Below are 12496 nucleotides of genomic sequence, written 5' to 3'. Positions count from 1 at the left end.
ACTGGAGAAAAGGGGGCTGGTCAGCCCATGGGGTTGGCGAGCGTGCCGATGCCGTCAATGGTGATGCTGACGACGTCCCCGCTGTGCAGGGTGAATTCGTCGCCTGGGACGGTGCCGGTGCCGGTCATGAGGAAGGCGCCGGTGGGGAAGGTGTTGTCGCGATAAAGGAAGCCGGCGAGCTCTTCCGGGGTGCGTTTGAGCTGGTCCAGGGTGGTGCCCCCTTCGAAGACGACGGTATCGGCACGCTCAATCTTGACGGCGATGACGGTGTCCGAGGACAGATGTTTGTCAGTGACGTAAATGCAGGGGCCGATGGCAGCGCAGAGTTTGAAGCATTTGGCCTGGGGAAGGTACAGGGGGTTTTCCCCTTCGATGTCGCGGCAGGAGAGGTCGTTGCCGATGGTATAACCAATGATTTCGCCACGGTTGTTGATGGCGAGGGTGAGCTCCGGCTCCGGGACCATCCATTGGGAATCACTGCGCAGGTGCATGGCCTGGCCCGGATGGGCAACGCGCTGCGGAGTGGCTTTAAAGAAAATCTCCGGACGCTCCGCTGCATAAACGCGGTCATAAAAGGTGCCGCCACCAGCGTCCTTGCTTTCCTCCATGCGGGCGGTGCGGCTGCGGTAGTAAGTGACACCTGCGGCCCAGACCTCCTGGGTGTCGAGAGGAGCAAGGAGGGTCTCCGGCGTGGGAGGCGGGACGGCGGTGTAGGTGGAGGCAATCTCCGCCAGGTGGCTGAGGAGGGATTCGTGGTTGAAGAGTGAATCCCAGTCCAGATCAGCAAGGCGGTACCAGTAATTGGCCTTGTGGAGGTAAATGCCTTGGGTGGTCCGATAGAGGTGCATGGTGGGTCCGCGAGCGTAGCGGCTGGCCTTCCCGTGTCAAACCTCAGACTGCGGTGCCGGACGAAAGCTTGACCAGGAGCTGGTCAAGTCCGCTGAGATCATGGGCCCAATGGATTTTAAGGTCGGTGAGGTTTTCAGCATAGCCGGAAGCGGCACGCCCACCAACGATGAGGGCCATGGACTCCGGCATGAGGTTGCGGATTTTGCGCAGCTTTTCCTGGATGACGGGGCAGCGGTCCGGATAAACAACGCTAAGGGCGACTGCGCGAACTTTCCGGGCACGGGCACAAGCGACGATTTCTTCCGTGGGCAGATTTGGGCCAAGGTAGGTGACCCTCCAGCCGAGGTCGCGGGCAGAGGAGGCGACTAGAAGGGCACCCAGCTCATGCACCTCCCCCACGGGGGTGGAGATGACGACTTCCGGTGCGGACTGGGCGACCTGGCTGCCGGGAACGGGCGTCATCAAAACCTCCCGGATGACGGAGGTGGCGATGTGCTCGTGGCTGGGCCTGATGTGGCCGGCCTGCCAGGAATCCCCCACCTGCTGGATGAGCGGGCAGATGACGCGGTGGACCATGCAGCGCTGGCCAAAGAGAATGCGGGCACGCTGCAGGAGGCGGCGAAGACGCTCGGAGTCGTAGGCCATGGTGGCCTCAATGCACTGTTTGATGAAGTGCTCTTCCGTTTCCAGAAGAGCTGTGGCATCCACGCTGAAGCTGGCGGTGCCGGAGGTAGGCCGGGTGAGGGTCTGCTTGAGCATCTGCTCCAGCTGGCCCTTGTCCAGGCGGGCGATGTTGCCGATGCGGTGGCCGTTTTCCGTGAGCTCGCGGAGGAGCTTGAGCCGCTCGATTTCCTCATCGCAATACATGCGGCGGTTGGTACCGGTGCGTGAGGGGGTGAGGGCCTCATAGCGGCGTTCCCAAATGCGGATGACATGGGGGCTCAATCCGCTGCGGATGCTGGCGGCCTGGATCGTAGAAAGCATAATCGAAGGGGAATACGCCGCAGGGGCGGGAAGGGGAACAGGAGGCTGGTCAAAATATCACATCTGCGGAATCCCGGTTGATTGTTCACTGGGGAGCGTTCTTTTCCAGTCCATGCTGAATTATATCTGGGCCTCCCTCATACTTATCGGACTGCTGGTGGCCGGACTGCTGGGCCGCTTCACGGGTGAAAACGGGGTGATTACGTCCGCTCTGAGCATGTCCAAGACGGCGGTGATGGATATCGCACTGCCGCTGGCGGGGATGATGATGTTCTGGCTGGGGGTGATGAGGCTGATGGAAAAGGCCGGGCTGCTGGAATTTGCCGCACGTGCGCTGTCACCCATCATGAGGCGTATTTTTCCGGATGTGCCGCGCGACCATCCGGCAATGAGCGCCATGATCATGAACCTGGCGGCCAACATGCTGGGGCTTGGGAACAATGCCACTCCGCTGGGACTGAAGGCGATGACGCATCTGCAGGAGCTGAATCCGCACAAGGACACCGCCAGCAATGCGATGGTGACTTTCCTCGCACTGAACACGGCGGCATTCACTCTGATCCCGATGACGGTGATCAACTACCTGAGCGCGGCCGGGGTGAAGGGGGCTTATCAGATCATTGTGCCGACGATTGTTGCCACGGCCTGCACAACGCTGACGGCCATTCTTGCTGCAAAGACGCTGCAAAATCTGCCTGCTTTTCGCCTCCGGCCCGCAGCGCCTGAAAGGGCCGTGGACAGCATGGGGGAGTCTGCATCGGATGCTGCGCCGGAAGAGAACTCAAGGATGACCTCACGCGCGAAGCTGCTGCTGACGGTGCTGCTGGTCCTTTTCGCCGGCGGGGTGGTGCTGGAGCTGGCCGCGCCCAGCGTGCGCCAGGGAGTGCTGGATGCGACGGGGATGACGCAGGTGCTGGAGGCTGCGGACGCCCGTGCAGCCGAGGCTAAAGCGACCGCCCAGGCAGCGGGGGAAGAGGAGCCGGATGCGGCGGCGGGGCTGATCCGCCGCCTGATGAACGGAGCCTCCGGCGTGGCCATCCCGCTGCTGCTGGTCATCACCATGGGCATTGCCCTGGCGCGCCGCGTGAAGGTTTATGAGGAGTTTGTGGAAGGGGCCAAAGAGGGATTTGCGGTGGCCACGCGCATCATGCCCTTCCTGGTGGCGATGCTGGCGGCGCTGGCCATCTTTCGCAGCTCAGGCGCTCTGCTGCTGCTGGAGCATGTGCTGACGCCGCTCCTGAATCTGGTTTCGTTTCCGGTGGAACTGCTGCCTATGGCGCTGATGAGGCCGCTGAGCGGCAGCGGTTCCCTGGGGATCCTGAATGAGCTTCTGGTGCGCAATGACATCCTGGAATACCTGAAGTACACGGCTGCCATCATGTTTGGCTCCACCGAGACGACGTTTTATGTGCTGGCGGTGTATTTTGGGTCCGTCAGCATCCGCAATACCCGGCATGCCCTGGCGGCAGGGCTGACGGCTGACGTGGTGGGGCTGATGATGTCGGTGATTTTAGGCCGGCTGATGTTTGGGTGAACCAGAATCTATCCCTATGACCACCTGCTTGCGCAGGCGGTTACATGACCATGGGACGGAGGGCGGCTTCTTTTTCCAGGCAGGGAGGGATGGCCTTGCGGAAGTCATCCAGGCTGACAGGCTTGGTCAGGAAGGCGTTCATGCCAACTTCTTTGCACTCCTCCTTGACGCCAGTGAGGGCATGGCCGGTCATGGCGATGATGGCAGGCTGGTTCTTGAGGTGGAAGTTGGTGCGGATGGCGCGTGCGGCGTCAATGCCGCCCATCACCGGCATCTGCAAGTCCATGAAGACAAGGTCGTAGCTGCCAGTGGAGACCATTTCCACTGCCTCCTGTCCGTTGTTGGCGACATCCACCTGGGCATAACCCAGGCGCTGAAGCAACATGGTGGCGATCTTTTGGTTCAGCGGCTGGTCTTCGACAAGGAGAATGCGGGCGGGATTGAGCTTGGCAAAGCTGTCCCCATTGGCATTGGCGGCGGCGGAGATGGCGCGGTTAGTTTCTTTGGAAATGTGGGCATCATGCCCGGCCTCGCCAGCACGGCTGTTAAAGGGGGCAGGTTCTGGCGGCTGGAACACGCTGGTGAGGGATGGAGGTGTGGGGGGAGCAGGCGGTGCCGGCTGCAACCAGACAGGATCGGAGTTTGGCAGTGACATGGCAGGCTGGGTGGCAGTGAGGGGTGGACTGGCGGGCGGTGCACCCCAGGCGAGGGGCGCTGAAAAGGGATGTGTGGGGGGGCGCAGAGTGGGCTGCTGCAGCACGGGCGGCGTCGGTGGAGCAGGGAGCACCCGGGGCATTTTCACCAGCTCCGCCAGGCTGCGGAGAAGCTCACGGCGTTTGGCCGGTTTGCTCAATTTGATGAACCGGGCATATCCTGGCGGGGCAAACTGGTCGCGCAGTTTCCAGAGCGTGAGCGGAAGCAGAACCAGAATGCCGGTGCCCTGCCCGGTGGCCGCTTTCATCAAGGGCGCAGCGGATTCGGGCGTGTGGGCGCTTGCATCGAAAATAAACACTGGGGCGTCATCCAGCTCACGGGAAAGGGCGGAAGGGGGCTCAGGAAGCTGCGGCAGGGCAATGGCAGAGACGGCCCATTGCTGGAGGGTCTGGCTGAGGATCTGCTGGGTGGTGGTGTGAGGGCTGTGATAAACAATGCGGGAGTTCCGGATGGTGTCCTGCCAGCCGATTTCCTCCTCACGTCCGGCCTCATCCTGGGCGATGCGGAGAGGCAGTTCAAAGAAGAAGTCGGAGCCATGGCCTTCTTCGCTGATGACGCTGATCTCCCCGCCCATGAGGCGGCACAGCTTGCGGCAAATGGCGAGTCCGAGACCGGTGCCGCCATATTTGCGTGTGGTGGAGCTGTCTGCCTGGGTGAAAGCCTGGAACAGGCTGCCGATCTTGTCCGGAGAGATGCCGATGCCGGTATCGCGCACGGAAAAGTGGAGGTGGGGAATGTCACCCTGCGGGGTCTTGCGGCTGACCTGCCGGGCGAGGATGAGGATCTCCCCTTGCTCGGTAAACTTGATGGCATTGCCGACAAGGTTGACGAGGACCTGTTTGATGCGCTGGAAATCACCACGAAACATGCGTGGGAGGGCCGGATCCATGTGAAAATTGATCTCGACGTTCTTTTCGGCGGCGCGGTAGGAAAAGACATCCGCCACTTCAGCAAGAAGCTTTTCCATCTCCACAGGCATGTCCTCGATCTCCATTTTGGCGGATTCGATTTTGGAGAAATCGAGGATGTCATTGATGAGGTGGAGGAGGGATTCGCCACTGCTGCGAATCATGCGGACGAGCTCCTCCTGCTCGTTATCCAGGCCCATCTCAATGAGGAGGGAGGTGGTGCCGATGATGCCGTTCATGGGGGTGCGGATCTCATGGCTCATGTTGGCCAGGAAATCACCTTTCGCGGCCGTGGCGACTTCTGCCTGTTTGCGGGCGGCCTGGAATTCACCGACGAGCTGCTGGCGGCGGGATTCCTCCTGCTGGAAGCCGGTGATGGCTTCGTTAAACTGCCGGTGCAGGGCGTCCAGGTCATCCATGCCGCCGGCGGGCAGGCGGTAATTCAGGTGGCCCTGGCGGAGTGCGTCAAAACCGTCTTTCAGGGCGGCGGTCTTGCGGCTGATGCTGCGGCCAACCAGGTAGAAACCAAGGATGGCGGGGAGCAGGCCGATGCATGTGCCCAGAATGGGGACCATGAGGCGGGGAACATTGAGCAAATGGCGGAACTGGACGAGAGGCTGGCGTGCAATGACGACACCCGCGATGCGGCCTTCTTCATTCATCAGCGGGGCACCGGCCATCAGCCATCCGGCCGGCTCGTCCAGGCTGGTTTTGATGGAAACGGGAGACTGGCCAATGACGACGGCAGAGCCAGCCATAACGCGGTAAACGATGTCCTGAAGCTGGGCATCGTCCGGCTCAGTGGGGAGAAGCTCCACAGGGGTGTCATGCACGATGACAAAAGGGGATTTATGGGTTGGCGGCAGACCCTGGGCGGCATTGGGGCCGACAATTTCTACGCGCAGTCCCAGGTCCTGCACATGAGGGGGCACATCCACGATCTGGAGGCGCATCTTCAAATGAATGATGGATTCGCGGCTGTGGTCAGTCCGGCTGACGAGGGTCTCCGGGGAGTGGCCCTGGGCGCGCAGCTCTGACTGGGCAGCCTGAACGACCGATCCCAGGTAGGAACGCTGGACCATGCGCAGGATCTGGAAATCCTGCCAGAGAAACGCCGTAGCGGTGACCAAAACGCCGATGAGCACTGCGAGGACACCCAGCAGCATGAAACGGGTGGCGATGGGAAAGCGCATGTTCATGCCAGGGTGTCATGCATGGCACGGTCACGTGCGAGGCCCCGCCTCACGGTGGCTACCAGATGTTCCAGGGTATAGGGTTTTTGCAGTACATCGGTAAATCCGATGGCCTGGCAGAGATCACGGGCATCCTCCTGAAAAAAGCCGCTGCAGGCGATGACACAGATGTCAGGGTCCAGCTTATGGAGCTGTTCCATGACCTCGAACCCGGAAAGGCCGCCGGGCATGGTGAGATCCAGCACGACGACAGAAAACCGTTCAGGGCTGGGCAGACAGTCTGCAAAGAGCTGAAGGGCCTGTGCCCCCGAGTCAGTGACGACGACTTCCATGCCGTGGGCATTGAGAATGGCCTTGGTGACGGCGAGCATCTGGTGCTCGTCATCCACGACCAGGATGCGGCCATGGGCGCGGTGGGTTTGGGCAGGTGAAGAAGGGAACATAACGGGAATACAATCGGTTGTCAGGCGGCGGTGTAGGCCAGGCATTTGATCTCATCCAGGCTGGTATTGCCGGCGATGACCTGCATGAGACCTTCTTGATAAAGGGAGAAAAAACCGTGTTTGAAAGCACATGAGCGCATGGCGGACATGGGAGCAGCCTCTTCAATGAGGTCGCGCAGCTCAGTGCTGATTTCACAAAGTTCCATGAGGGCGACCCGGCCCGAATAACCTGTTCCATGGCATTCCTGGCAGCCGACAGGGCTGTAAATGGGCTGGGTGAGAGGATGGGTGATGACGTTTTGCTTGGCCAGCAGATCCTGGACATCCGGGGGGACGGCCATCGGACGTTTGCAAAATGTGCAGAGGCGGCGCACAAGGCGCTGGGCCTGGGAAAGGGCCAGTGAATCTGCAAGCAGGTATTTTTCCACACCCATGCTCATGAGCCGTGAGACCGCCCGCAGACTGTCATTGGCGTGGAGGGTGGTGAGAACAAGGTGGCCGGTGAGGGCGGCATTGACCGCTGCATTGGCAGTCTCGGCATCCCGTGATTCACCGATGAGGATGATGTCCGGGTCAGCACGGAGGAGGGAGCGGAGGCCGTTGGCAAAGTCCAGTCCGACATGGGAGTTAGTCTGGGTCTGGTTGATGCCTTCCACTTCGTATTCGATGGGGTCCTCAATCGTCTGGATGTTGACACTGTCATCATTGACGCTGTTGAGGAGGGCGTAGAGGGTGGTGGTTTTACCGGATCCGGTGGGACCGGTGACGAGAATGAGGCCCTGGTCACGCGTCATGGTGCGGGTGAGGATGTCAATCTGGCGTTGACCGAGGTTGAAATCGGCCAGCCGTTTGACGCCGTCCTGCTTGTCCAAAAAGCGCATGATGACCTTTTGAAATTCCCGGCGTGTGGGAACGGCTGCAACACGCACGTCCACCCGGCGGCGGCCGATGCTGAGGCCGAAGCGGCCATCCTGGCATTCCTGCCGGTTCTGGTTCATGCCGGCATAGTTTTTCAGCAGGGCAACGAAGCGGTTAAGCTGGGTTTCCGGTGCCGTCAGGATCGTTTTCATGTTGCCGTCCATGCGCGCACGGAACCGGGCGAGGTTGTAAAACTTCTCCAGGTGAAGATCTGAGGCGCGGCAGCGGATGGCGGTGAAGAGCGCCCACTGGACGAGCTCTTCTGCGGTGTGGTTGGGGTTGGACGGATTGATGCGGGCCATGTCCTCGGCCATGATGTCCACAACGTTCTCATTCCCCGTGACGGAGGCGGTGAGAGTGGTCTTGTCCATCTTGACCACGCCGCTGGGATCAAAGGTGGCGCCTGCCCGGTTGATGGCATCGCGGATGGCTGCAGGATCAGCCAGCACGGGGATGATCTTGACGGCGGCATTTCCCATGGACAGCCACTCATCTTCAAAGGAATAACAATCCGTGTGTTCGGAGAGCAGGAACACGGCGTTTTTGCCGATGTACAGGGGATAAACCGTGTGGCGCTCCAGCAGAGGGAGCGGGAAAAAGGTCTGGCGCTGTGCTTCACTGGCGGCAAAGCAAAGGCTGCGGCCGCCGCTGACCATGTATTGAAGGGCGGGGCCAAGGTTCCGCTGAATGGAGTTGAAGTGGGAGGCCTCAAGCGTGGCGGTTTTTTCCTTCTGGCTTTCGTAAAAGCCGCGCATCTTCGTCACCTCCGCCGGATCAAAAGGATAATGCTCCAGCAGCCATTCAAAAGTGCCTTCCAGACCAAGCTCTGGAAAGCGGGGCGGCTGGACATTTTCCAGGGCGTTTTGTTGCGCAATGGGGAGCTGGCCGAAGCGCTGAACGAGGTCTTTCCGGGTCTTCTGATACTGCTCCGGGGTGATGAGGATGCGCAGGGTCAGGAAGCCTGGCACGCCCCAGGTATCCCCTGCGCGCGGGTTGTGGTGGGCCATCACCAGAAGTGGGCCGACCATGGTGACCGGCAGCCAGGGGTCCGCCACATAGGGGACGCGGCCGAGTTTTCTGACGATGCGCTCGGCTTCCGGAGAGCAGCTCTCCCGCAGCAGGTTCACCGGCAGCATATTGTGCTGCAGAGCCATGCCTTCGATGGAGATGATCGCTGCCAGCCTGGCGTCGATTGTCGTGCTAGTCAGATTACTTGCTTCTCCAAAGGATTGGGAAGCTGGTTCTTGCGGTGTTAGAAGATGGGCAGACATAGGCGGCGCAGCAGTTAGAAACTGCCAGGTTTGTAATCCTCAGCAAAGGTGACCGGATCTGTGATGTCAGAAGCATCAAAGACCATGAGCAGGCCGGTGCCCTGCTGGCCGGGGCGCAGCAGTTCAAAGATGCGGCCGTTCCAACGGATACGGTAATCCTCCGTGGAGGACGAATCGCGCGGGTTGTATTCCGGCGGCATGAAGGGGGATCCGATAGCGGCCTTGTTCTCATCCGGGTCCCGGAACTGGAGCGCCCGCAGGACATACAGCTCGTCATTGATACTGCCTGCACTGGCCGGGAAATACATCTCCGGGTAGGCCATGGCCCAGCGGTGGAGGGCGGAGTTCAGCATTTCCACACGGGCTTTGGCCAGGGTCTCCTGGCTGGCGCCAAAGGTGCCGGTCATGCTGACAATGACGACTCCAGCGAGGACCCCAAGAATGGCGATCGTGATGACCAGTTCGGTTACTGAGAAGCCTCTGGCATCATAAGAATGACGGCGGGGCATTTCTTGTCCGCCCTTGGAAACACGCGAAAGCCTGTAGAAGGGCATGACCGCCTGCCCGGCTCCATTGACAAAGAGCGAGGGGGCAGCCAGACTCTGGCCTGCGATGTTCCCAGATTGACTCATGATTTTTCCTCAGTAGGCGATTTTGCCGGAGGGTCCGTTTAAAGCAGCTTTCTGCATGGAGGTGATATTGGGAGAAAAAGTCAGCGTGTAACCGGAAGGCAGGTATTGGGTCAGGCTGGGCTCGGCATAGCTCATGTAGTCCCGGAGCATGTTATAGCGGGCTTCATTATTGGCGCTGTTCCAGAGCGCGGCCGCCTCAGTGCGGCCCTTGACCTGAATGAAAGTGGACTGGGCGAGGTTGAGGGCTTCAGCCCGGGTGATGGCCAGATTGCGCTCACCATCCGACCTCATCCGGGTAATGGACGGAATGGCCATGAAGGCAATGATGCCGATGATGGAAACGCAGGCCATCATCTCCACCAAAGAAAAACCGCCCCAGAGCTTTTTCCAGGTGCGGTTCACATGAGTTGAAAGGCAGGTGGTCATGAGAAGAAGGGCAGGGGATTATTCATCAATCAATTCCACACGTGGTTCGGCATTGGGCTGCCAGTCGGGCATGGACAGATATTGTCTGGAACCTTCCAGAGCTGCTGTTTTGAGACGGTCAGTTCCCTGGTCTTTGCTATACACATCAAAATGTTCGATGGTGGCTGGATCCAGGAAGCCTGCTTGTTTGATTTTATCAAAGCGGGCAGAGGTGACTTTAAGGGAATTGTAAGTGTTGCGGATGGATTCCAGGGATTGCACCTGGGCGGTTTCTACTCCGTTGACGGTGACTCGCGATTGCGACATCACCCAGGCATTGAGGGCTTCTTGCACCGCAGCCTGCTGTTGCCGGGCGACAATGCGAAAGGAATCCCGGGCTCCATTTGAAATGGCACTGATCGCAAGAGATGCCATGATGCCAATAATAGCGATGGTAAATATAGCTTCCACAAGAGTGAAGCCGATATTCCGGGAGTGGGAAGACCTGAATTTCATAGAGGAGGCTAAAAAAATCCGCCGGGGAATCGAATCCCCGACGGATCTGGATTGCTTAACTGGGAGTCAGGTATTCAGGAATACACTGTCTCCCGGGCAAACGCGGGGGCGGCAGGATTCTTTATTCCGCCAGAGCGTCAGCCTTGTAGAGAACTGCCTTGTCTGCGTCATTGTACTCGAGGTACACGGCAGCGGCGGTCTGGTCTTCAGCAGAGATGTTTGGGACGATGAACTTCTTGCCTTTGAAGGGGCCGCTAGGCGGCTCAACACCGGTGACAGCGGCGCTGACGACGCTGGCTGGGGTGGTGAGGCTGGAAGGGTCATAACCGGCAGCGATGGCGGCGTTCATGATCGAAGCAACGGACTGGGCGTTACGCTGGGCGGTGGCCTGCTTGGCGCTGTCGTTGATGGAACCGATGTTCGGGATGGCGATTGCGGCGATGATGCCGATGATGGCGATCACGACGAGCATTTCCACGAGGGAGAAGCCAGCCTTGAGGGAGGATTTCAGATTGACGTTTTTCATAGTGCTGTTGTTTCTTGTTTGGGCTGTTGGATTTCGTTGTCTTCCATCTGAACTTCCGGAGAAATTCGCGCTTGGAATATGGTATTTATAATTCATTCATAAAAACTCGGCAATCTGAATTTTTATATTTTTCACAAATTGCTGACATTTTTTATGATAAATGACCCAATTGTGACATTCAGAGTCCGATTTTAAGGCTTGAGTCAGGCAGAATGCCTTCTGGGGAGGGTCACCCGAGCGCGGATGTTGGTCATTTCGATACTGAGGTCCTCTCTTGCAGAGAGCCTTTGCCTGCTTTGACTCTGCCGGATGCAACCAACCATTCAGATTGCCCTCGTCGGTGCCGGTATGTTCGGCGGAGATGTCCATTTACGTGCTTACGCTGATTTGCAACGCTTCGGCATCGCCGGGCAGCTGGCGCGGGTGGGACTGGACAAGCATGCGCGTGATCTGGCTCCAGTGAAATTTGACCTGGTGGCGGTGGCCACCCGGTCTGAGAAATCGGCGCATAAATCGGCGGCGGCCTTTAAAGAATGGACGGGGCATGAACCCAAGGCGTACTTTGGCGATGCTCCCTGGGACGATATCTTGCGGGACTTTCCAGATCTGGATGTGCTGGCGGTAGCCACCCCGGACCATCTGCATACGCAGCCGATCCTGGCCGCGCTGGCCAAGGGAGTGCATGTGCTGACGGAGAAGCCGATGTGCCTGAGCATCCAGGAATCCGATGAGATCATCGCGGCGGCGAAGGAGAAGAACTGCGTGGTGGCGGTGGACATGCACAAGCGCTATGACCCGGATCATCTGCGCATCCGTGATGACATCCAAAACCGCATTGGCGAGCCGCTTTATGGCACCGCCTATCTGGAAGAGCCGCTGGAGGTGAGCACGAGCACGTTTAAGTGGGTGGAGTCCTCCGATCCTTTCAGCTATGTGGGCCCGCACTGGACGGACCTGATCTGGTCCTATTATAAATCCAAGCCTGTGAGCCTGACCGCTGTTGGGCAGAAGAAGCGTCTGATCCGCGACGGCATCAATGCTTATGATGCGGTGCAGGTGCGGGTGGACTTTGAAAACGGCATGAGCATCTGCTTCAACAACAACTGGATCACGCCGGCGGACTTTGAAGGCCCGGTGAACCAGGGCCATGAGATCGTGGGAGCCGATGGTAAGGTGGAAAGCGACCAGCAGTACCGCGGCTTCCGCTGGTGGAACCAGGGCGGCGGCTCCCGGACGAGCAACAACCACTTCACCCGTGATGTGACCCGCCCGGACGGCAGCAAGGGCTACATCGGTTATGGCGTGGACAGCCTCACCGTCGGCCTGGTGGCGATCAGCCGGATCAAGTTTGCGGGTGAGAGCCGCGATGCGGTGGCGGAACTTTATCCGACTGCGGAAGAAGCGCGCATCACTTGTGCCCTGGTGGATGCGGCGGCGAAAGTGCGTGATCTGAACTTTAAGTATCTGAACGAAGGGAAGGGAGCCACAGTGACGGCACGCTTCGGTGATGATGGCATCACCATTGTGGACCCAAACCGCTTCGCCGACGGTGTGGATGCGGTGTTTGAAAAGATCTACGACCGTCCGCTGTAATGGCTGACAG

The 12496-nt window shown here is 59.3% G+C and carries 11 protein-coding genes; 2 read left to right on the top strand and 9 right to left on the bottom strand.

The features are described 5' to 3' along the window. Positions 1-20: 20 nt before the first annotated feature. Positions 21-848, bottom strand: coding sequence for a fumarylacetoacetate hydrolase family protein (locus tag WJU23_RS06195; RefSeq protein WP_346331672.1), 828 nt, complete (start codon positions 846-848; stop codon positions 21-23). A 43-nt stretch (positions 849-891) separates the two neighbouring features. Beyond that, positions 892-1833 (bottom strand): MerR family transcriptional regulator, encoded by a 942-nt coding sequence (locus WJU23_RS06190; protein WP_346331671.1) that lies wholly within the window; start codon positions 1831-1833, stop codon positions 892-894. 112 nt (positions 1834-1945) lie between these two features. Between WJU23_RS06190 and WJU23_RS06185 the strand changes: the two genes are divergently transcribed. Beyond that, a complete protein-coding gene (locus WJU23_RS06185) occupies positions 1946-3367 on the top strand; it encodes a nucleoside recognition domain-containing protein (RefSeq protein WP_346331670.1) in 1422 nt (473 codons plus the stop codon). Positions 3368-3407: 40 nt separating this feature from the next. On the opposite strand, the gene WJU23_RS06180 is transcribed toward WJU23_RS06185, so the two are convergent. The 7 genes from WJU23_RS06180 to WJU23_RS06150 form a co-directional block, all read right to left on the bottom strand. Then, positions 3408-6188, bottom strand: a complete 2781-nt coding sequence (locus tag WJU23_RS06180; protein ID WP_346331669.1) for an ATP-binding protein — start codon at positions 6186-6188, stop codon at positions 3408-3410. Next, the gene (locus WJU23_RS06175; RefSeq protein ID WP_346331668.1) at positions 6185-6625 is read right to left on the bottom strand and encodes a response regulator; all 441 of its coding nucleotides are present in this window, start codon (positions 6623-6625) and stop codon (positions 6185-6187) included. The genes WJU23_RS06180 and WJU23_RS06175 overlap by 4 nt, the downstream gene beginning before the upstream one ends. Positions 6626-6645: 20 nt before the next feature. Continuing rightward, positions 6646-8697: a GspE/PulE family protein gene (locus WJU23_RS06170; RefSeq protein ID WP_346331667.1), complete on the bottom strand. Its 2052-nt coding sequence runs from the start codon at positions 8695-8697 to the stop codon at positions 6646-6648. A gap of 131 nt (positions 8698-8828) precedes the next feature. Continuing rightward, positions 8829-9446, bottom strand: a complete 618-nt coding sequence (locus WJU23_RS06165) for a prepilin-type N-terminal cleavage/methylation domain-containing protein (RefSeq protein WP_346331666.1) — start codon at positions 9444-9446, stop codon at positions 8829-8831. A gap of 9 nt (positions 9447-9455) precedes the next feature. After that, entirely contained in the window at positions 9456-9872 is a 417-nt protein-coding gene (locus WJU23_RS06160; protein WP_346331665.1) for a type II secretion system protein, read from the bottom strand. A gap of 18 nt (positions 9873-9890) precedes the next feature. Next, positions 9891-10367, bottom strand: a complete 477-nt coding sequence (locus WJU23_RS06155; protein WP_346331664.1) for a type II secretion system protein — start codon at positions 10365-10367, stop codon at positions 9891-9893. A gap of 121 nt (positions 10368-10488) precedes the next feature. Next, positions 10489-10893 carry a prepilin-type N-terminal cleavage/methylation domain-containing protein gene (locus WJU23_RS06150; RefSeq protein WP_346331663.1) on the bottom strand — a complete coding sequence of 135 codons (405 nt, stop codon included), beginning with the start codon at positions 10891-10893 and terminating at the stop codon, positions 10489-10491. Between the two features lie 309 nt (positions 10894-11202). On the opposite strand from WJU23_RS06150, the gene WJU23_RS06145 reads away from it, so the two are divergent. Then, positions 11203-12486 carry a Gfo/Idh/MocA family oxidoreductase gene (locus tag WJU23_RS06145; RefSeq protein WP_346331662.1) on the top strand — a complete coding sequence of 428 codons (1284 nt, stop codon included), beginning with the start codon at positions 11203-11205 and terminating at the stop codon, positions 12484-12486. The last annotated feature ends 10 nt before the right edge of the window (positions 12487-12496 follow it).

The organism is Prosthecobacter sp. SYSU 5D2, assembly GCF_039655865.1.
Classification (GTDB): Bacteria; Verrucomicrobiota; Verrucomicrobiia; order Verrucomicrobiales; family Verrucomicrobiaceae; genus Prosthecobacter.
This window is presented reverse-complemented; position numbering and strand designations above follow the sequence as displayed.

Excerpts from the sequence above, each read along its gene's own strand:
- WJU23_RS06195 (WP_346331672.1), bottom strand. The coding sequence starts at position 848 with ATGCACCTCTATCGGACCACCCAAGGCATTTACCTCCACAAGGCCAAT.
- WJU23_RS06190 (WP_346331671.1), bottom strand. The coding sequence starts at position 1,833 with ATGCTTTCTACGATCCAGGCCGCCAGCATCCGCAGCGGATTGAGCCCC.
- WJU23_RS06185 (WP_346331670.1), top strand. The coding sequence starts at position 1,946 with ATGCTGAATTATATCTGGGCCTCCCTCATACTTATCGGACTGCTGGTG.
- WJU23_RS06180 (WP_346331669.1), bottom strand. The coding sequence starts at position 6,188 with ATGAACATGCGCTTTCCCATCGCCACCCGTTTCATGCTGCTGGGTGTC.
- WJU23_RS06175 (WP_346331668.1), bottom strand. The coding sequence starts at position 6,625 with ATGTTCCCTTCTTCACCTGCCCAAACCCACCGCGCCCATGGCCGCATC.
- WJU23_RS06170 (WP_346331667.1), bottom strand. The coding sequence starts at position 8,697 with ATGGCTCTGCAGCACAATATGCTGCCGGTGAACCTGCTGCGGGAGAGC.
- WJU23_RS06165 (WP_346331666.1), bottom strand. The coding sequence starts at position 9,446 with ATGAGTCAATCTGGGAACATCGCAGGCCAGAGTCTGGCTGCCCCCTCG.
- WJU23_RS06160 (WP_346331665.1), bottom strand. The coding sequence starts at position 9,872 with ATGACCACCTGCCTTTCAACTCATGTGAACCGCACCTGGAAAAAGCTC.
- WJU23_RS06155 (WP_346331664.1), bottom strand. The coding sequence starts at position 10,367 with ATGAAATTCAGGTCTTCCCACTCCCGGAATATCGGCTTCACTCTTGTG.
- WJU23_RS06150 (WP_346331663.1), bottom strand. The coding sequence starts at position 10,893 with ATGAAAAACGTCAATCTGAAATCCTCCCTCAAGGCTGGCTTCTCCCTC.
- WJU23_RS06145 (WP_346331662.1), top strand. The coding sequence starts at position 11,203 with ATGCAACCAACCATTCAGATTGCCCTCGTCGGTGCCGGTATGTTCGGC.